The sequence below is a fragment of the Curtobacterium sp. MCLR17_036 genome (assembly GCF_003234445.2).
Classification (GTDB): Bacteria; Actinomycetota; Actinomycetes; order Actinomycetales; family Microbacteriaceae; genus Curtobacterium.
Genome location: NZ_CP126269.1, coordinates 1,835,341 through 1,854,805 on the forward strand (window position 1 = coordinate 1,835,341; position 19,465 = coordinate 1,854,805).

Genomic DNA, 19,465 nt, shown 5'->3' on the forward strand with positions numbered 1-19,465 from the left:
GGCTCGGGTGCGCGCGACGCGGTCTCCGGACCGACGCGTACCCGGAGCGCCGCCACCGCCCTTGTGGGCAGGTGAGGCTTGCCTTACCGTGGCAGCATGGCCCGGACCCGGCGACAGCCCACCGATCGCGTCCTCGTCGCCGGTGGCGCCGCGGACCTGCCGGAGATCCGTCGCCGCCTCGAGGACCTGCCCGAGAACGCCTACGGCCAGGTCTTCGTCGAGGTCGCCCTCGACGAACAGGTCTGCATCCTGCCCGCGCCGCCCCGGCTGACCGTCACCTGGCTGGTGCGGTCCGCCCGCGGCTCGCTCCTGCCGTCGCTCGTGATCGCCGACCACGGCGAGCTCCTGGCCGGCGCACTGGCCGGATGGGCCGCCGAGTGGTGCGTCGTCGGCTGCGAACCGCGCACCGCCGTGTGGGTCGGGCTGGCCGACAGCCCGTGGGTCGAACGGGCGCGGTCGGTGCTCGAGATCGAGCTCGCCGACGCCGGCCAGCAGGTCGAGGTCGAGTACGGCGGGTGAGGTGAGCCTGCCCTTCCGAAGGCCAGCCTGGGCTTCGGAAGGGGAGCCTGCGCTTGCTTGTGCTGCGTCCGGACAGGGCGCATGGTGGTCCCCATGAGCACGCACAGCAGCAGCACCAGCACGGACGTCCGCACGTCGACCGCCGCGTCGTCGACCCCGTCGCCGTTCTCGACGACCCCCGAGCTCGCCGCCGGCGTGGCGCAGTTCCTCGCCCCGGTCGTCATCGACCTCGAGGCGATCGTGGTGAACGGGAAGCAGGCGCACTGGCACGTGCGCGGCCGCAACTTCGTCGGGGTGCACGAGCTGCTCGACCAGGTCGTCGAGCACGCGCAGGAGTACGCCGACACCGCCGCCGAGCGGATCGTCGCGCTCGGCCTGCCGGTCGACGCGCGCCTGACCACCGTCGCCGCGCGCACCACGGTGCCGCCGCTGTCCGAGGGGTTCCAGCACTCGGACGTCACGATCACCGAGGTCATCGCCGAGATCGACGCGGCGCTGCTGCAGGTCCGTCGGGCCGTCGAGGGCCTCGACGAGGTCGACCTCAACAGCCAGGACGTCGCGATCGAGATCGAGCGCGGGCTGACGAAGGACCGCTGGTTCCTGCAGGCGCACCTCGCCGCCTGAGCGCGCCGGAGCACACCCGAGCACGCCGAAGCGCGCCCGAGCACGCCGGAGTACGTCCGGGGCCGTCCGAGGGCGGGCGCCGACGGCCGTGCGCGGTGCGCTACCGCGCGGCGTCCGCCCACTCGTCGAAGACCACGTCCGGCGCGTCGACCCGGCGGTCGACCACGGTGGTCGGGGCCTCCAGGTGCACCGCTCCCGACGGCAGGATGCCGACCCCGCCGAAGCGCTCCATGACCCGCCACTGGGCGACGACGTCCTCGCCGGCGTGGTCCGGCGGCAACGCGTCCCAGAAGCGGAATCCGCCGACGTCGTCGAGGGCCTGCCGGTCGTAGAGCACACAGGCGCCGACCCAGGCGACGCGGTACGGCACCCAGCCGCCCGGCGGCACGTCGAGGTCCGCAGCGAGGTGCGTCGGGTTCGCGGCGTTGTGCAGCGACCACCGGTCGAAGCCCGGCGTGCCGCGGCGCACCACCTCGGGGACGACCGGGCCGTCCCAGCGCTCGAACACCGCCGTTTCGTGCGGCCGACGGTCGTGCAGGTAGGACAGCCCCTGCACGGCGCTCCCGACGAAGCCGCAGTCCAGCGTGCGCAGGGCGTCGAGCATCCGCCCGACCGAGCCCGGCTCGAGCCAGACGTCGTCGTCGAGGAACAGCACCGCCGGTGCGGTGGCGTGGTCGAGCAGGAACTGCCGGTGCTCTGCCAGGCCACGGCGTTCCGGGTGGGTGAGGAGCGTGACGGGCCGGCCCTGGGCCTCCAGGACGCGCAGCATGGCGGCGACCGCCGGCGCGGTGACGGCCTCGCCACCCGCCGACTGGTCGCTCACCACGACGCGGAACGCGACGTCCGTCTGGGCCGCGAGGCCGGCGAGCGTCGTGGCGAGCTCGGCCGGCCGGTCGACGGTCGGCACGAGCACGTCGACGTCCACCCTGGTGGTGTCCGCTGGATCGGGCTCCGTCGCCCACGACCCGGACCAGCGGGCGGTCACGGTGCCGGGTCCGGTTCGGGTCGGGCCGCGGCCTCGCGGATGCGGCGCACCACGGCGGTCGTGGAGTGCTCGGCGACGTAGTCGACCATGACGACCTCGCCGCCGTACCCGCGCACGACCTCGGTCTCGCTGAGCATCTCCGGCGAGTAGTCGCCGCCCTTGACGTAGACGTCCGGACGCAGGCGCTCGATCAGGGGGATCGGTGTGTCCGTCGGGAACACCGTCACCAGGTCGACGCACGCGAGCGCGGCGAGCACGCCGGCGCGGTCCTCGGCCGTGTTGATCGGTCGCTCCGGACCCTTCAGGCGGCGCACCGAGTCGTCGTCGTTGAGCGCGACGACGAGCAGGTCGCCGAGGTCGCGGGCCTGCCGCAGGTACGTGGTGTGCCCGCGGTGGACGACGTCGAAGCAGCCGTTCGTGAAGACGACCCGGCGGCCGGTCGCACGGGCGGCCTCGACGGCGGTGGCGAGCTCGTCGTGGTCGACGACCGTCGCGGCGGGTGCCGTGACGGACTCGAGCAGGGCCGCGGCGCTGCACACCGAGGTGCCGGCCTCGCGCACGACGACGTCGGCGGCGGCCTGCGCGACCGCGACCGCGTCGCGGACCGGTGCGTGCACGGCCAGGGCCACCGTCGCGGTGGCGCAGAACGTGTCGCCGGCGCCGGACGCCTGCTGCTCGGAGGCGGGGACGGCCCGGGTGCGGTACCCGCGGTCGCTGCCCGGCTCGAGCAGCACGGTGCCGTCCCGGTCCAGCGTCACGACGGCGTTGCGGGCGCCGGTCCGGGCGAACACGTCGTCGCGGGCGTCGAGGACGGCGGCGACCCGGTCGGTGCCGGTGCCGAGGTCGCGGCCGAGCAGGGACGCTGCCTCGCCGGCGTTCGGCGTCACCAGGTCGGGGTGCAGCCCCGCCCAGCGGGTGAGGTCGTGGGCGTCCACGACGACTGCGTCCGGCCGGTCGCGGTCGAGCACGGGGACGATGTCCTCGGCGCGGACGCCGAGGCCGTAGTCGCAGACCACCGCGGCGTCCGCCGAGCGCACGGCTCGGGCGACGGCGTCGGCGAGCTGCGCCTGGTGGTCGTCGGTGGGGGTGCGGGCGAGGTCGTCGACGCGGACGACGACGCGGTCGCCGCCGACGACGCGCGACTTCGTCGTGGTGCGGGCGCCGGGGATGACGACGAGGAACGCCGTGTCGACACCGGCGGTCTCGAGCCGCTCGCGCAGCACGTCGCCGGCCTCGTCGTCCCCGATGAGCCCGACCATGCGGACGCGGGCGCCGAGCGCGCGGGCGTTGACGGCGGTGTTCGCCGCGCCGCCCGGAACCGCGATGGTCTCGGTGACCCGGACGACGGGTGCAGGGGCCTCGCGCGAGACGCGCTCCGCCTCGCCGACGGTCCACCGGTCGAGGATGCAGTCGCCGATCACGACGACGAGCGGCTCGCGGTCGTCGACGGTCGCCACGAAGTCGCGGACGAGCCGCACGTCGGTGCTCACGCGGCACCGCCGGCGGTGCGCGGCTGGGCCGGTTCGAGGTGCACGACGGTCATCGTGGTCATCTCGTCGAGCAGGTGCGGGCCGTAGCCGAATCCGGCGCCCGAGGCGCCGCGCGGCTGCGCGCTGCCACCGGGTGCCCCGCCGAAGACGGCGTTCACCTTGACGGTGCCGACGGGCAGCTCCGCCGCAGCGCGGAGCGCGTGCCCGGTGTCGTTGGTGAGGACGGTCGCCGCCAGGCCGTAGCGGTCGTTCGCGGCGAGGCGCAGGCCCTCGTCGAAGTCGTCGACGACACGGACGGGGGCGATCGGACCGAAGGTCTCCTCGGTCATCACGAGCATGTCGTCGGTGCAGTCGGTCAGCACCGTGGCCGGGTAGAAGGTGCCGGGGCCGCCGGGCGTGACACCGCCGGTCAGGACGGTCGCGCCCTGCTGCCGGGCGTCGTCGACGTGCGACTGCACGGTCTGCCGGAGCCGGTCGTCGACGAGCGGCCCGTAGGTCACGGCCGGGGCGGCGGTGCGACGGTCGGCCTCGGCGACGAGCGCCGCCACGAACGGCTCGGCGACGTCACGGTGCACGTACACCCGCTCGACGCTCGTGCAGATCTGGCCGGTGTTCGCGAAGGCACCCAGCGCGACCTGCGCCGCGGCCCAGGCGGGGTCGACGTCGGCGTCGACGACGACCGCGTCGTTGCCGCCGTTCTCGCGCACGACGTGCGCGCGGGTGCGCAGGGCGACCTCGCTCAGCCGGTCGCCGGTCGCGGTGGAGCCGACGTGCGCGTACACGTCGATGCCGTCCTGCTCGAGGAGCAGCTCACCGGTCGCACCGTCGCCGTCGACGCCGACGAGCACGCCGTCGGGCAGGACCTCGGCGAGCAGGGCGTTCAGCCGGGCGATGGTCGCGGGGGAGCGCTCGCTGCCCTTGTGCACGACGGTGTTGCCGGTGACGATCGCGGCACCGAGCATGCCGCACGCCACGGCCACCGGGTCGTTCCACGGGGTGAGCGCGAGGACGACGCCGCGGGGGTGCGGGACCGCCCAGTCGGCGGCACCGAAGCCGCCGCGGAGCGCCTCGCCGCGGTGGACCGGCCCGAGCTCGGCGTACTGCACGAGCGTGCCGACGCCGGCCTCGACGCCGCCGAGTGCGTCCCCGGGGACCTTGCCGGTCTCGCGGGTGTTCAGGTCGGCGAGCTCCTGCGCGTGCGCGCGGACGTGCTCGGCCGCCGCACGCAGCAGTGCGCCGCGTTCCGCCGGTGCGGTGCGGGCCCACGCGGGTGCAGCCGCCCGGGCGCGGGCGACCGCGTCCCGGACGTCCTCGTCGGACGAGCGGGGGTGGTTCGAGGCGACGGAGCCGTCGACCGGGTCGATCACCACGAGCTCGGCTGCGGCGGCGGGGGGTGCGATCGTCATGGGGTCCTTCCGGGGACGGGCGGGCCTCTCACGGTGCCCGGAAGTCGCTGGGTGTGGTCTCGGCATCGCGCTTCTCGACCATCCGGGCACCGGACTGGGCGTTCGACCGGGTCCCGACCGGTAGACGTGAAGCGTGCAACAGATCGGTGTGGGCGGAGAACGGTTCGAGGGTGTCGAGGAGATCGCGGTGCTCCGCGGCGGAGGACTGGGGGACCTCATGTTCGCCGTGCCGGCGCTCGAGGCCCTGGCCGCGGCGTACCCGTCGGCCCGGATCACCCTGCTGAGCACCCCGGTCGCGCCCGCCGTGCTCGAGGGCCGGACCGACGCCGTGCACGCCTTCGAGGAGCTCCCGGTCTCGCCCGGCGTCCGGGACGCCGGCGACGACGCCCCGTCCCTCGAGGACTTCACCGCGCGGCTGCACGGACGCTTCGACCTGGCCGTGCAGCTCCACGGCGGCGGGCGGAACTCGAACCCGTTCCTGCTGCGGCTCGGCGCCCGGCACACGGTCGGCACCGCCACCGAGGACGCCGAGGTCCTGGAACGCTGGGTCCGCTACGTCTACTACCAGCACGAGGTGGTCCGGGGGCTCGAGGTCGCCTCGCTCGCCGGCGCCGAACCGGTCACCCTCGACCCGCGCGTGCAGGTCACCGAGGACGAACGCGCCGCCGTGCGCAGCCGACTCGGCGTCACCGGCAGGCTGGTCGCCGTCCACCCCGGCGCGACCGACCCGCGCCGCCGCTGGAGCCCGGACCACTTCGCCGCGGTCGTGCGCGCCCGCCTCGAGGCCGGTGACGACGTCGTGCTCGTCGGCGACGCCAGCGACGTCCCGGCCGCCAACGCCATCCGCCGCGCCGTCGGCGAGGACCGCGTCCACGACCTGACCGGGTCGCTGCCCCTGCGCGAGCTGCCCGCCGTCCTCGCCGCCGCCGACGTCATGGTCGGCGACGACTCCGGCCCCCGCCACCTCGCCGTCGCCGTCGGCACGCCCACCGTCGGCGTCTTCTGGTTCGGCAATGTCGTGAACGCCGGCCCGATCGACCGTGGCCGCCACCGCGTGCACATGTCCTACGTCACGCGCTGCCCGGTCTGCGGCATCGACGTCACCCAGGTCGGCTGGACCGCGGAGCGCTGCGAGCACGACCCGTCCTACGTCGACGAGGTCCGACCCGAGGCCGTCATCGAGGACGTCGCGGACCTGTTGCGCACGCTCTGAGGGCGGGCTGCGGGGGCTGTGCCCGAGGACTTGCCTGCGGAAGCGACAGGTTCCTGCGAACGTTCCGCGCGGGTCTGTCGCTTCGGCGGGGTGGTCTCGCACGGGCGGTCGGGGTCTGTCGCTTCGGCGGGGTGGTCGCGAAAGCGACAGTTCCACGTGGACGTTCCACGCGGGTCTGTCGCTTTGCCGGGGTGGTTGTGCGCGGGCGGACGGGATCTGTCGCTTTGACGGGGTGGTCGCGCCCGCCTGCCGGGCGGGAGGCGCGGCGCACGTCCGGCACCGTGCCTCCCGCCCGGCGGTCGCGAAAGCGACAGATCCACGCGAACCTTTCACGCAGGTCTGTCGCGTTGGCGGGGTGGTCGAGTGCGGCGGGCGGGATCTGTCGCTCCGGCGGTACTGACGGCACTGACGGCGCGACTGGGCCGCGGTCGACCACCGCAACACGAGCGCGAACGCGACAGGACCCCGCGGGAGATCCGCGGGGTCCTGTCGCGTTCGCGAGGGGCGAGGGGCCTACGGCCAGCTCGGCTCCGTGGCGGGCATGATCGACAGCTCGCGGATCTCGCAGCCGGCCGGCTGCGACAGGGCGAAGATGATCGAGTTGGCGACGTACTCCGGCTCGATGAGCTGGGCATCCGGGCCCGGCTTGTACTGCTCGGTGCGGTCGGCGAAGAAGTTCGTCCGCATGCCGGCGGGGATGACGTTCGTGACGCCGATGCGACCAGCGGTCTCGGCGGCGAGGGCCTGCGAGAAGCCGCGCACGCCGAACTTCGACGCGGAGTAGGCGGTGCCGTGGCCGACGCCGCGCAGGGCGAGCGACGACGAGACGGTCACGACGCGGCCGTGGGTGGCCTCGAGTGCGGGCAGTGCGGCGCGCACGACCGAGGCGGTGCCGATGAGGTTGACCGCGACGATCTGCTCCCACTTGCCCGACGAGATGGCGTCGATCGGTGCGGGGGTGTCGATGCCCGCGGCGGTGACGACCGCGTCGAGGCCGCCGTGGCGCTCGGCGGCATCCCGGACGGCCTGCTCGACGGCCTCGGTGTCGGAGACGTCGACCGCGACGGCGTCGACGCCGTCGGCGACCGCGTCGACGCGCAGGTCGAGCACGATCGGGGTGCCGCCGGCCTCGGTGACGGCCGCGACGACCGCGGCGCCGAGTCCGGAGGCGCCGCCGGTGACGAGGACGCGGCCGATCGGGGTGGTGGGGACGGGCATGTGGTTCCTTTGCATCAGGACTTCGTGGGGACGTGGTGCAGTGACGTCGTGCGGTTCCGCCGGCGGACCGGCGGGGAGGTGTCGGTCAGCCGACGTGTTCGAGGGCTGCTGCCAGCCGGGTCGTCGAGCGACCCGGGTGGAACGGCACGGTGACGACGCGCCCGCCCCACTCGGCGAGGGTCGCCGACTCGGGCAGCTCGGCCGCGGTGTAGTCGCCGCCCTTCGCCCAGACGTCGGGGCGGAAGCGGCGCAGGGCCTCGTCCGGGGTCTGCTCGTCGAACACCACGACGGCGTCGACGCAGTCCAGGGCGAGGAGGAGCTCGACCCGGTCGTCCTGGGTCATGATCGGCCGGTCGGGGCCCTTGAGCGCCCGGACCGAGTCGTCGGAGTTCAGGCAGACCACGAGGCAGTCGCCGAGCGCACGCGCCGCGGACAGCGTGCGGGCGTGTCCGGCGTGCAGCAGGTCGAAGCAGCCGCCGGTCGCGACGACGGTGCCGCCGGCGCTCCGGACGTCGTGCACGACACGGAGCGCGTCGCGGTCGGCACCGGGCACGGCGATCGGTGCCGGGCCGGCGTCGGCGAAGAGCGCGGTGACGCCGCCGGCGGCCAGGTACTCCGAGGCCGCCTCGACGCCCGCGGTCACGGCGTCGGCGACGTCGAGACCGGAGGCGAGCGCCACGGCGACGCCGGCGGCGAGCCGGTCGCCGGCGCCGCACGGGTCGCCCGCGGTGACGGACGGAGCGGGCACGAAGCGGCTGCCGGACCGGTCGTCGGCGACGATCGCGCCGCGGTCGCCGAGCGTCACGGCGACCGCGCCGGCGCCCCAGCGCTCGACGAGGGTCGCGGCGGCGACGGTGGCGAAGGGCACGCCCTCACCCGGCAGGTCGGTGAACCGGCGTGCCTCCGAGGCGTTCGGCGTGGCGACGGCGACCCCGCGCACCGGTGCCGCGCCCTTGGGGTGCGGGTCCCAGACGACGGGGATGCGCGACGCGGTGGCGGTCAGCGCGGTGCGCATGGCCTCGGCCGATGCGACGCCGCGACCGTAGTCGGCGACGACGACGGCGTCGACGGTGTCGAGCACCGCGGTCATCGCGTCCGTGACGTCGGGCACGGGCGGGGTCGCGCAGCCCTCGTCGATGCGGACGAGGGCGTGGTCGACGACGCGCACGCGGGTCTTGACCGGCGTCGGTGCACCGGACGGACCCTCGACGATCGTGACGTCGGGCAGCAGGTCGCGGATCTCCTGGGCGCGGGTGTCGTCGCCGAGCACGGTGACCAGGGTGACGTCGTGGCCGTCCCGCGCGAGCATCGTCGCGACGAGGCCGGCCCCGCCGGCACGGCGGTCGTCGGTCGTCACGTCGACCACGGGCACCGGGGCGTCGGGGCTGAGCCGTTCGCTCGTGCCGGAGACGTCGACGTCGAGCAGCGTGTCGCCGACGACGGCGATGCGGAGCGTCCGGGCCGGCTGGACCGACCGGGCGCTCATCGGCGGCCGCCTCGGCGCAGCGCGGGCTCCATGGCCCGGCACAGGGCGTGCACGAGCACGAGTTGGGCCTCCTGCACGTGTGCGGACGGCCCCTCGATGGCGATGACGTCGTCGACGGCGTCGGCGAGGGGGTTCGGGCGGGGACCCGTCATGGCGATGGTCCGGGCGCCGACGGCGCGGGCGGCCTCGGCGGCGCGGAGTAGGTTCGGGCTCTTCCCGCTCGTGGTGAGCAGGACGACGACGTCGCCGGCGCGGGCGTGCGCCGACACCTGGCGGGCGAACACCTGGTCGAAGCCGTAGTCGTTGCCGATCGCGGTCACGGCCGAGGTCTCCGCGTGCAGGGAGATCGCCGAGTACGCGGGACGGTCACCGTCGAAGCGGCCGGTGAGCTCGGAGGTCAGGTGCTGCGCCTCGGCGGCGGACCCGCCGTTGCCCGCGGCGAGCAGGCGACGGCCGGCGACGAGCCGCGCGGCGATGTCGTCGGCCCAGTCGGCGATGTGGCCGTGGTGGTCGACGAGCGACGCGATCACGGGGACCGACGCGGCGATGTGGTCGAGCACCGCGCGTTCGCTCGCGGTGATCGTCTGCTCGTCGATCCCGGTCTGCTGGTCGATGGTCATCGTGCGCTCCGCTCCGTCGGCTGTGCGGCACGGGCGACCCGGCCGGCGTGGGTGGGGGATCCGGTCGCACGCGTGCGTGCGGCCGTGGTGGGTGCGGTCGCGGCGGGGACGGCCCCGGCGAGGAGCCGCTCGTAGACGCGCTCGCTGTCGGCGGCGACCTTCTGCCAGGTGTAGCGCGACTCGGCACGCTCCCGTCCGGCGCGACCGTAGGCCTCGCGGCGCTCGGGGTCGTCGAGCAGCGCACCGACGGCGGCGGCGACCGCTGCCTCGTCGCGCGGCGGGACGTGCAGGCCGGTGGCGTCCTCGACGACGGTGTCGATGAGCCCGCCGACGCTCGAGGCGACGACCGGGCGTCCGCAGGCCATGGCCTCGAGCGGCACGATGCCGAACGGCTCGTACCAGGGGGCGCACACGACGACGTCGGCGCTGCGGTAGACCTCGGGCATGTCGTGCTGGCCGAGCTGCCCGCGGAAGGACACGTGGTCGCGGATGCCGAGCGAGCGGGCCAGGGCGTCGAGGCGCTGGTACTCCGGGTCGTCGACCAGGTCGGCCCCGGCGACACCGGCACCGCCGACGACGACGAGCTCGACGTCGCGGCCCTGGTGCACGAGCTCGGCGATCGCGGCGATGGTCGTGCCGACGCCCTTGCGCTGCACGAGACGCGACGCGGTGAGCACCCGCAGGGCGCGGCCGCGTGCCTCGACGGGGCCGTCCGGCCGGAACAGGGTGGTGTCGACGCCGCACGGCACGACGGAGATGCGCTGCAGCGGCACGCCGAGGGTCTTCAGCTCGAAGGCCTCGTCGGAGCAGGTCGCGATGACCTGGTCGACGGTGCGGCCGACGGCCGGCTCGACCCACTCGCGCTCGTCGGGGCTCGTGTCCGCCGAACCCTGGTGGCGCCGCTTGACGACGCCGAGGGCGTGGAAGGTGTGCACGACCGGGATGCGGACGCCGCCGGTGCGGGCCTGCACCTGCGTGACGGCCTCGAGGGCCGCGTGCCCGGACATCCAGAAGTGGGTGTGCACGACGTCGGGACGGTCGACGAACCACTCGGCGGCGAGCACCGCCGCGAACGTGCCCATGTAGGGGAACAGGTCGTCCTTCGGCACGTGCCGCGCGGGCCCGGCATCGACGTGCACGACCTCGACGCCCGGACGCAGGAGCACCCGGACGGGCTGCTCGGCGTCGTCGCGCCGCGTGTACACCGTAACCTGGTGGCCACGGTCGGCGAGTGCCCCGGACAGCTCGGCGACGTGCACGTTCTGCCCGCCGGCGTCCACTCCGCCGAGCACGGCGAGCGGACTCGCGTGCTCGGACACCATCGCGATCCTCATCGCAGGCTCCCTTCGAGCGCGGCTCCCGTCGCGCGGTTCCGTCGTGCCGCCCGGTCGACGGCGTCGTCGAGCAGGTCGTCCCAGTCGGCGGTGAAGCGACCGAGTCCGTGGCGGGCGAGGACGGCCTCGCGCGCGATCGCGCCCCGGCGTCGGGCCTCGTCCGGGTCGTCGAGCAGCACGGCCGCGGCGCGCACCAGGTCCTCGACGTCGGTCGAGATCGCCCCGGCTTCCGGGGGCACGGTCCTGGCGGCGTCCGTGGTGGCGAGCACCAGCACCGGCATCGCCATGTGCATGGCCTCGATGAGCGAGAGGCCGAGCGAGGTCCACCGGTTCGGGTGCACGTAGGCGCGACGCTCCGCGAGCGCGGCGTGCATCGGGTCGCTCGGCACGTCGCCGAGCGCGACCACGCGGTCGCCGAAGCCGAGCTCGGGCAGGCGCTCGGCGCCCATGCCCCACACGTCGACCGGGGCGACGGCCGCGAACCGGGGGAGCAGGTCGGTGCCGACGACGCGGTTGCGGCGGACGGGTTCGTTGATGACGACGCCGAGACGGTCGAGCGTGCCGGAGTACAGCGGGCCCGGGTCGACGACGCCGTGTTCGACGACGGTGGTGCGGGTGGTCCCGCAGTCCCACATGAGCGCGTTCCAGTGCGTCACGTGGGCGATCGTCAGGTCGTCGCGGTCGCGGAACGGGTGCAGGCTGTTCGGCACGTCGACGCGGGGCGCGTTGTGCTCGACGAAGACCATCGGCACGTCGCGGCCGCCGAGCAGGCGCCGGGCCTCGTCGTGCTCCTCGGTGCGCTGGAGCACGACGACGTCGACCTCGGCGTCGGCGACGTCGGCCGGGTCGATCTCGATCGCGTTGTCGGGCCAGGCGCGGCCGCCGCGGCCGAGGCCCCAGCCGTCCCGGGCCGGAGTGGTGGGGATCAGGTACTCGTGCTGTCCGCGGACGAAGGCGTCCATCCAGCCGCCGTGGACGTGCCAGACGAGGATCCGCATGCGTGCTTCCGTTCGGGTCGAGAGGGTCGTGAGGGCCCGCATGCGTCCGTCCGGAGGACTCGGGACGCGGCACGGGCCTTCGCCGGACGCTACGCACTCGCCTCTGGGCTGCTCCGCAGACTTCTCCGGTCCATCCGTCAAGCGCAGAGGAGCAGCCGATCGTGCGCTTCCAGGACGTCCTCGACGCGCACCGTGGACAGGCACGGGTGCCCGGGGACGGGGCACTCGCGGGCGCGGCTCAGGCGGCACGCCGCACCCTGGTCGCCGAGCAGTTCGACGTGTGGTGCGTACGGCGCCCACTTCGCTGCGGGCACGACGGGGGAGAACAGGCTGACGATCGGGGCGCCGACCGCTGCGGCGAGGTGGGCCGGCCCGGTGTTGCCCACGACGACCACTTCGGCGCCGGCCAGGACGGCGGCGAGCTCCGCCGGACTCGTGCGTCCGCCGAGGTCGATGCCGGTCTCCCCGGCGACGGCGGCCGTGAGGGCGCGTTCGCCCGGTGAGCCGGTGACGACGACGGGGACGCCGCGCTCGGCGTAGGCGGCCACGAGCGCCCGGTGGTGCGACTCCGGCCAGGACCGTGCGGGGACGCTCGCCCCCGGGTGCACGACGACGTACCGGTCGAGCGCCGCGACGACGTCGGGCAGGGCCGCGTCGGTCCGCACCGCGAGCCGGCCGTCGTCGCCCGCGGGCAGCGGGAACCCGGCGGCGTCCGCGATCCGCAGCGCGCGCTCGGGCTCGGGGATGTCCTCGGGCAGGTCCTCGCCCGGGCGCAGGCGGACGTCGAGCAGCGAGCCGGGGTGGTCCACGGACGCACCGGACACCCGGGGCACGCCGGCCAGGCGCAGCAGCACGGCGAGCGGCAGCGGGGACTGGTGGAAGGACGTCAGCACGACGGCCTCGTCGGGGCGTTCCTCGGCGACGAGCGCACGGAACTCGGCGAGGACCGCGTCGTCGATCGGGCGTGCGGTCTCGGTCACCCACGGCGCCGCCCAGACCCGCAGGCTGTCGACACCGGGCAGCAGACCGCCGGCGGGTGCGCCCTGCGGTCCGCACAGCATCGTGACGTGCGCGGCCCGGGCGGCGACGGCACGGACGGCCGGGCCCGCGACGAGCACGTCGCCGAACGAGTCGAGCCGGGCGACGAGGACGCGCGGCCGGGTCACGCCCGGGCCGCCGCGACGTCCGGACCGGCGAGCCGGGTGGCCGTGCGGGCGATCACGAGGTCGACGGCCTCGTCGAGTCCGCCGGCCACGGTGGTCGCGACGTCCACCTCCTGCTGCCGGGTGCGCGGGGTCGGCACGAGGATCCCCTGCGCACCGGCCGCCTGGGCGGCCCCGACGTCGGCGCCGATGTCGCCGACGACCACGAGGGACTCCGGCGGCAGGCCGAGACGCTCCGCGGCCTCGAGCACCATCCCCGGCCGCGGCTTGCGGCACGCGCAGTCGTCACCGGCGTCGTGCGGGCAGACGCACCAGACGTCGAACGGACCGACGAGCTCGTCGACGCGGGCGTTCGTCGCGTCGACCTGGTCCCGCGTGGCCATGCCCTTGGTGACGACCGACTGGTTCGTCACCACCCCGACTGCCAGACCGGCGGCACGGGCGCGCTCGACGGCGCGGCGGGCTCCGGGCACGGGCACCACGAGGTGCGGGTCGGCGTTGTAGGGGACGTCCACGACGATGGTGTCGTCGCGGTCGAAGAGCAGGCCGCGCACGGTGCGGTCCGGATCGAGGGGCATGACTCCGGCGTACCGACGACCACCAGTGCAGTGCCCCAGGAACAGCCAGGGAACGCGGTCGCTCCGCGGCGCACCAGGTGCTCCCGTCTACGATCTCGGCGGTGACCGCTCTCGAGAGCCTGCCGCCGTCCGACGGCCGCCCCGAACTCCTCGTCCTCCGTGCCATCAAGCTCGGCGACCTGCTCGTCGCAGTCCCCGCGCTGCGCGCGTTGCGTCGTGCCTTCCCGGACCACCGCATCACGCTCGCGACGACGGCCTGGCTCGCGCCGGTCGTCGAGCTCGTGTCCGGCGTGGACGTGCACCTCGCCCAGCACGGGCTCGACCACCCGATCGCCGTCCCGACCGGCACCGTCGACGTCGCCGTCAACCTGCACGGTGCCGGCCCGGAGTCGTCCGACCTGATCGCCGCGCTCGCACCCCGTCGCGTGATCGGGCACGCCGACCCGACGCACGGCTACGACGGACCGGAGTGGCCCGAGGGCGTGCACGAGCGCGACCGGTGGGCGGACCTGCTCACCTGGCACGGGATCCCCGCCGATGCCGACGACGTCGCGATCGAGCGTCCGGCGGCCCCGCCGGCCGCCGCGGACGGCGCCGTCGTGCACGTGGGAGCCTTCCACGGTGCCCGGCACTGGCCGACCGACCGCTTCGCCGAGGTGGTGCGCGGACTCCGCGCCCGCGGTCTCGACGTCGTCCTGACAGGAGGCTCGGCCGACGTCGAGCGCGCAGCTGCCGTCGCCGACGGGGCCGGGCTGGCGCCGGAGGCGGTGCTGGCCGGTTCCCTGGAACTGCAGGACTTCGCCGGCGTGGCCGCCGCCGCCCGCGTCGTCGTCACGGTGGACACCGGGGCGGCGCACCTCGCGACCGCCTACGGCGTCCCCTCGGTCGTGCTGTTCGGCCCGGCCCCGCCCGAGGCGTGGGGCCCGCCGGCCTCCGGCCCGCACGTCGTCCTGACCGACGCCTCGGTCCGACGCGGCGACGTCTTCGCCGAGGACCCGGACCCCGCGATCCTCGCCGTGCAGGCGTCCGACGTGCTCGACGCCGTGGACCGCCTCGGGGTCGCCCGGGAGACCGCTCAGCCGACCGGCCTGTAGCGTCGACCGAGAGCCACCCGGACCTGCCGGGGGCTCGGAAGGAGCACCCGTGTTCGAAGCTGCTGACATCCGAGACTGGATCGGCCTGCCGGTCGTCGACGAGGCCGACGACAAGGTCGGCACGCTCGAGAGCATCTACTACGACACGGCGACGTCCGAGGCGTCGTTCGGTGCGCTGACGACCGGCATGGTCGGCTTCCAGAAGCTCCTGTTCGTGCCGCTCGTCGGCGCGACCGTGACCCCGAAGCACCTGCGCGTGACCTTCCCGAAGAAGCTCGTCAAGGACGCCCCGTCGATCCCGACCGACGGGCAGCTCGAGGCGGAGACCGAGCCGGTGCTCTACCAGCACTACGGCCTCGAGTACCGCACGGGCAGCGGCGGCGAGCGCCGACTCGGACGCCGCTGACCCCGAGCCGTCCCGCACGGCACGATCCCCATCACGACCCGACCCGCCCGGAGGCCGCAACTGCTCCGCACCACCAGGACGCTGCTCGCGGTGCTGTCTGCGCTCAGCGTCGTCGGTCTGGTCGTCACCGGGGCGGCACCGGGCGTCGGCACCGCGGCGTCGGCCGCCCCGATGTGGCCGGTGCCGCAGCCGTACCCGGTGACGTCCGACCCGGCCGAGCCGCTCGCGGACCTGCCGCCGGGCAGTGAGTACGTCGCGCTCGGGGACTCGTACTCCGCCGGGTACGGCCTCCGCCCGCTGACCGGTCTGCCGACGACCGCGTGCGTGCAGTCGGCGCGGGACTACCCGCACCGGCTGGCCGCGCGGTTCGGGCTCGCCCTGACCGACGTGACGTGCGCCGGAGCCACGAGCACCGATGTCGTGTCCGGGCACCAGTTCGCCGGTGTCCCGCCGCAGATCGAGGCACTGTCGGCCCGCACTCGGCTCGTCACCCTGACCATCGGCGGGAACGACGCAGACCTGTTCGGCACCGCGGCCTCGTGCCTGGCGCTCTCGGCGCACGGCCCGGTGTTCTCCGGCCGGGACGCGCCGTCCTGCGCGAGCAGCCTGGTGCGGGACGGCGTCGATCAGCTCGGCGTGACGATCCAGTCCCGGGTGGCGCTCGGCGTCGCCGACACCCTGGCCGCCGTGCGACGGGCGGCACCGAACGCCGTCGTGGTGTTCCTCGGGTACCCCGCGATCTTCCCGGACGCCGAGCACACCCCGGCGAAGGGGTGCTTCCGGTCGGCGCTCGACCTCGGGTCGCTGACAGGGTCGTTCCCGTCCGACACGTTCCCCTTCACCGACACCGACGTCGCCTACCTGCACGACGTGCAGGAGCAGCTGAACGAGGTGTCCCGCACGGCGGCCGACGCCGCCGGGGTCCGCTTCGTCGACGTGCTCGCGGACACCGCGGGGCACTCCGCGTGCGCCGCCCGTGACGACCGCTACGTCGCCGGGGTCACCCTGACCGGCACCGGCGACCTGCGTCGGATCGACCTCGAGACGGGCGCGCTGCACCCGAACGGCCGCGGGGTCGCGTACCTGACCGACCGCCTGGCGAGCGTCATCGGCGCCCTCGCCGGTTGACACCCGACGCGCGCGACGCCGGAGCCGCGTGTCGTCGGACGCGGGCGGTCCGTCGGCGGTGATCCGGGCCTCCCGGCCGACCGGTCGGTAGGGTCGCGGACGTGGTGGTGAGCGCCGGACTGTTGCTGCACCGGGCCGGACCGACCGGGCCCGAGGTGTTCCTCGTGCACATGGGCGGGCCCTTCTGGCGCAACCGGCCACGGGCGTGGTCGGTGCCGAAGGGACTCGTGGAGGGCGACGAGGAGCCGCTCGCGACCGCGTTCCGCGAGTTCGGTGAGGAACTCGGGGTCCCCGCTCCGGTCGGGGCGGACGACGTGACCGACCTCGGCGAGGTGCGGCAGGCGTCCGGTAAGCGCGTCCGGGTCTTCTCGGCACCCGCCCCTCGCGGCTTCGACGTCGCGACGGTGCGGAGCAACACGGTGCGGCTCGAGCTGCCGCGCGGATCCGGGCGGTTCGTCGACGTGCCGGAGGTCGACGACGCACGGTGGGTGGGGCTCGACGCAGCCCGCGACCTGCTCGTCGCCGGGCAGGTACGGCTGCTCGACCGCATCACGATGTGACAACGCACCGGACGAGCGTCGGACCCCGTGGTTAGCCTGGCGGAGCGTCGGGCGGGCCGTCGCGGACACCAGGGGAGTACAGATGCGGCGCTGGCGCACCATCACGGCGGGGTTGACCACCCTCGCACTCGGCACCGGACTCGCGATCAGCGGTGCCACGACGGCGTCCGCCGACCCGGCGGGGAACTGGGGCACGTTCACCCTGAGCGGGGCGAGCAAGGACTACACCGGCACGATGACCCTGGCCGGGTTCCCGGAGACGACGTTCACGTCGAACTCGCGGCAGTCGACCGTGGTCAGCGGGGCGTCGACGTGGCAGTCAGCGGACACGCCGGTCGGCAAGGCCGGCTTCGGCACCAGCCGCGGCACGACCTACATGAACCAGCGACCCCTGGCGGACAATGCGACGAACCCGTCGGTCACCACCTACACCTTCGCCGAACCGACCCCGGGCGCACGCTCGTGGGCCTTCGTCCTCGGCGACGTCGACGCCGACCAGGCGACCGTCACGGCGACCGATGCGAACGGCAACCCGGTCGCGGCGGCCGGACTCGGCTTCGGCGGCCGCGACGGCGGCACCGTCGGCTACAACTCCTGCTCGGCAGCGGTTGCCGGCGGATGGTCCTGCAGCGCCGACCCGGACGGCTCCGTCGGGAAGGACGTCCCGACCTGGACGCCGAACACGGACGCCGCCGTCGGCGGTGGCACGCTCGTCGGCAACGCGTCGGCCTCGGACACCGCGGGTGCGACCGCCTGGTTCAGCCCGACCGCGTCGCTGAAGACGCTCACCATCACGTACCAGCAGCGCAGCGGCTTCCCGGTCTACCAGACCTGGTTCGCGTCGAAGACGGCGCAGATCAGCGGTGTCGCGACCCTCGACGGCACGGCGATCCCCGGAGCGACCGTCACGGCGACGGCACCGCGCGGCGTCGTCTACACGACCACGACCGACGCGCAGGGACGCTACTCGTTCCCGGCGCTGCCGCAGATCAACGACTACGTCGTCCGCATCGCGACGCCTGCCGGAGCGGTCGACCCCGACGGCACCGACGACGGCGTCTCGGTGGTCCGCGAGGTCACGCTCAACGAAGTCGCCGCGGGCAACGACCGGAACGACGTCGTCTTCGCCTTCACCTCGCCCACGGACACGACCTCGATCATCGGCACCGTCGAGGACGAAGCGGGCAACCCGGCCTCGAACGTCCCCGTCGTCGTCGACGTGCCGAACGGTGACCCGGTCACGACCACGACGAACACCGACGGCGTCTTCGTGGTCTCCGACCTGCCGACCGACGCCTCGGTCGACGTCTCGGTCGTCGGCTCGGACGACGACCCCACGCCCGTGGACACCGGTGACGCCGGGGTGCCGGTGGTGCCGACCGACGCGATCACCGCCCCGCCGTCGGTCATCGCGACCGTCACCGGCTTCGTGACCCTCGACGACGCCCCGGTCGAGGCCGGCCAGGTCGTCGAGCTCCTGGACGGCACGGGCGCCGTCGTCGGTTCGACCACGACGGACGCGGACGGCCGCTACACCTTCGCCACCGTCGCCGGCACCTACACCGTCCGCACGACGGTCCCCGTGCCCGGAGCGACCGGCGACACCACGAACACCGGCGTGACCGCGGTCGTCGGGGACACGGTCGACTCCGACCTGCCCTTCGCGTCGCCCGCCGAGCCGGAGGTCGTCACGACCGACCAGCCCGGCACCGTCACCGACACGAACGGCGAGCCCGCAGCAGGCGTGCGGGTCGTCGCCACCCCGACCGAGGACGACGCCGGCGGCCCGGTCGCCGTCGAGACCGACGCCGACGGCGCGTTCGACCTCGCCGGCCTCGCACCCACGACGTCCTACGAGATCGCCCTCGACGTCGACGGCGTCGAGCCCGAGACCATCGTCACGCCGGACACCGGTTCGGCGACCCCGCTCGCCTTCGTGGTGCCGGCCGCCGAGACGACCCCGCCGACGAACCCGTCGCCGAGCGCGACCGCCGCGCCCGTGCCCTCGGGCTCGGCGACGCCCACCGTCCCGGGCGGCTCGGGGAACGTCCCCGTGGACGACCCGTCCGACGCCGCGGACGGCGGGCCGCTGGCCTACACCGGCGCTGACCTGACGCCGGGCCTCATCGCTGCCGGGGTGCTCGTGCTCCTCGGCGCTGGGCTGCTCACCTACCGTGCGGTGCGCAACCGCCGCCGGTCGCACCTGCAGGACTGAGCGCGCTCGAACGGCGGGCGGGTCGGCTGGTGCCGGCCCGCCCTTCGTGGAGTGCAGGGTCGTCGCGGGCGGCGGGGTCGTCGCGGGCCGCAGGGCCGAGGGACCGCAGGGCCGAGGGGCCGACAGGCGGCGAGGTCGCACAACACGCCGCCGCCGGGCCGTCGAGGTCGCACTTCGTGCCGCTTCGAGCGCCGGGATGCGGCACGTTCTGCGACCTCAGTGCCGCGGGCGCACGGGCCGTGCAGCGGGCGCACCCGAGGCTCGTCCGGCGTACGAGGTCGCACGACACGCCGCAGCCGGAACCTCGAGGTCGCTCTTCGTGCCGCTTCGAGCGCCGGGATGCGGCACGTTCTGCGACCTCAGTGCCGCGGCGGTGCGGGCCGCACGGCTGACGCACCCGTGCCTCGTGCGACACCCGAACTCGGCGT

General features: G+C 74.8%; 18 protein-coding genes. 8 read left to right on the top strand and 10 right to left on the bottom strand.

The genetic code is table 11. The features are described from left to right. Positions 1-96: 96 nt before the first annotated feature. A complete protein-coding gene (locus DEI99_RS08705) occupies positions 97-519 on the top strand; it encodes an SIP domain-containing protein (protein ID WP_284180789.1) in 423 nt (140 codons plus the stop codon). 93 nt (positions 520-612) lie between these two features. Next, positions 613-1,143: a Dps family protein gene (locus DEI99_RS08710; RefSeq protein ID WP_071255263.1), complete on the top strand. Its 531-nt coding sequence runs from the start codon at positions 613-615 to the stop codon at positions 1,141-1,143. Between the two features lie 100 nt (positions 1,144-1,243). On the opposite strand, the gene DEI99_RS08715 is transcribed toward DEI99_RS08710, so the two are convergent. Genes DEI99_RS08715 through DEI99_RS08725 form a run of 3 tightly spaced genes read right to left on the bottom strand, consistent with a single transcriptional unit; the run spans position 1,244 to position 5,024 of the window. Beyond that, positions 1,244-2,068, bottom strand: a complete 825-nt coding sequence (locus tag DEI99_RS08715) for a glycosyltransferase family 2 protein (RefSeq protein WP_284180790.1) — start codon at positions 2,066-2,068, stop codon at positions 1,244-1,246. A 56-nt stretch (positions 2,069-2,124) separates the two neighbouring features. After that, positions 2,125-3,618, bottom strand: a complete 1,494-nt coding sequence (rfaE2, locus tag DEI99_RS08720; protein WP_284180791.1) for a D-glycero-beta-D-manno-heptose 1-phosphate adenylyltransferase — start codon at positions 3,616-3,618, stop codon at positions 2,125-2,127. Beyond that, positions 3,615-5,024: an aldehyde dehydrogenase family protein gene (locus tag DEI99_RS08725; protein WP_284180792.1), complete on the bottom strand. Its 1,410-nt coding sequence runs from the start codon at positions 5,022-5,024 to the stop codon at positions 3,615-3,617. The genes rfaE2 and DEI99_RS08725 overlap by 4 nt, the downstream gene beginning before the upstream one ends. Positions 5,025-5,157: 133 nt before the next feature. Between DEI99_RS08725 and DEI99_RS08730 the strand changes: the two genes are divergently transcribed. Continuing rightward, the gene (locus DEI99_RS08730; RefSeq protein ID WP_111040865.1) at positions 5,158-6,237 is read left to right on the top strand and encodes a glycosyltransferase family 9 protein; all 1,080 of its coding nucleotides are present in this window, start codon (positions 5,158-5,160) and stop codon (positions 6,235-6,237) included. Positions 6,238-6,750: 513 nt separating this feature from the next. Here DEI99_RS08730 and DEI99_RS08735 read toward each other — a convergent pair. From DEI99_RS08735 to DEI99_RS08765, 7 genes are all read right to left on the bottom strand, one after another. Continuing rightward, positions 6,751-7,455, bottom strand: coding sequence for an SDR family oxidoreductase (locus DEI99_RS08735; protein ID WP_071255273.1), 705 nt, complete (start codon positions 7,453-7,455; stop codon positions 6,751-6,753). A gap of 85 nt (positions 7,456-7,540) precedes the next feature. Next, positions 7,541-8,941: a PfkB family carbohydrate kinase gene (locus DEI99_RS08740; RefSeq protein ID WP_111040866.1), complete on the bottom strand. Its 1,401-nt coding sequence runs from the start codon at positions 8,939-8,941 to the stop codon at positions 7,541-7,543. Beyond that, complete coding sequence (locus tag DEI99_RS08745) at positions 8,938-9,561, bottom strand: D-sedoheptulose-7-phosphate isomerase (RefSeq protein ID WP_111040867.1); 624 nt, start codon at positions 9,559-9,561, stop codon at positions 8,938-8,940. Before DEI99_RS08745 ends, DEI99_RS08740 begins: the two co-directional genes overlap by 4 nt. After that, positions 9,558-10,895 (bottom strand): glycosyltransferase, encoded by a 1,338-nt coding sequence (locus DEI99_RS08750; RefSeq protein WP_111040868.1) that lies wholly within the window; start codon positions 10,893-10,895, stop codon positions 9,558-9,560. Before DEI99_RS08750 ends, DEI99_RS08745 begins: the two co-directional genes overlap by 4 nt. Continuing rightward, positions 10,892-11,893 carry a glycosyltransferase gene (locus DEI99_RS08755; RefSeq protein ID WP_111040928.1) on the bottom strand — a complete coding sequence of 334 codons (1,002 nt, stop codon included), beginning with the start codon at positions 11,891-11,893 and terminating at the stop codon, positions 10,892-10,894. Before DEI99_RS08755 ends, DEI99_RS08750 begins: the two co-directional genes overlap by 4 nt. 137 nt (positions 11,894-12,030) lie before the next feature. Continuing rightward, on the bottom strand, positions 12,031-13,059 hold the full coding sequence (locus DEI99_RS08760) for a glycosyltransferase family 9 protein (RefSeq protein WP_111040869.1): 1,029 nt from the start codon (positions 13,057-13,059) through the stop codon (positions 12,031-12,033). Further along, positions 13,056-13,634, bottom strand: coding sequence for an HAD-IIIA family hydrolase (locus DEI99_RS08765; protein WP_111040870.1), 579 nt, complete (start codon positions 13,632-13,634; stop codon positions 13,056-13,058). Before DEI99_RS08765 ends, DEI99_RS08760 begins: the two co-directional genes overlap by 4 nt. A gap of 101 nt (positions 13,635-13,735) precedes the next feature. Here DEI99_RS08765 and DEI99_RS08770 point away from each other — a divergent pair, with 101 nt between their 5' ends. The 5 genes from DEI99_RS08770 (at position 13,736) to DEI99_RS08790 (ending at position 19,037) form a co-directional block, all read left to right on the top strand. Further along, complete coding sequence (locus DEI99_RS08770) at positions 13,736-14,728, top strand: glycosyltransferase family 9 protein (RefSeq protein WP_111040871.1); 993 nt, start codon at positions 13,736-13,738, stop codon at positions 14,726-14,728. Between the two features lie 49 nt (positions 14,729-14,777). Then, a complete protein-coding gene (locus DEI99_RS08775) occupies positions 14,778-15,134 on the top strand; it encodes a PRC-barrel domain-containing protein (protein ID WP_071255290.1) in 357 nt (118 codons plus the stop codon). 90 nt (positions 15,135-15,224) lie between these two features. Continuing rightward, positions 15,225-16,262, top strand: coding sequence for an SGNH/GDSL hydrolase family protein (locus DEI99_RS08780; protein ID WP_111040872.1), 1,038 nt, complete (start codon positions 15,225-15,227; stop codon positions 16,260-16,262). A 107-nt stretch (positions 16,263-16,369) separates the two neighbouring features. Continuing rightward, positions 16,370-16,822 carry an NUDIX hydrolase gene (locus DEI99_RS08785; RefSeq protein ID WP_258369230.1) on the top strand — a complete coding sequence of 151 codons (453 nt, stop codon included), beginning with the start codon at positions 16,370-16,372 and terminating at the stop codon, positions 16,820-16,822. Positions 16,823-16,934: 112 nt separating this feature from the next. Further along, positions 16,935-19,037 carry an MSCRAMM family protein gene (locus DEI99_RS08790; protein WP_146247059.1) on the top strand — a complete coding sequence of 701 codons (2,103 nt, stop codon included), beginning with the start codon at positions 16,935-16,937 and terminating at the stop codon, positions 19,035-19,037. Positions 19,038-19,465: the final 428 nt, after the last annotated feature.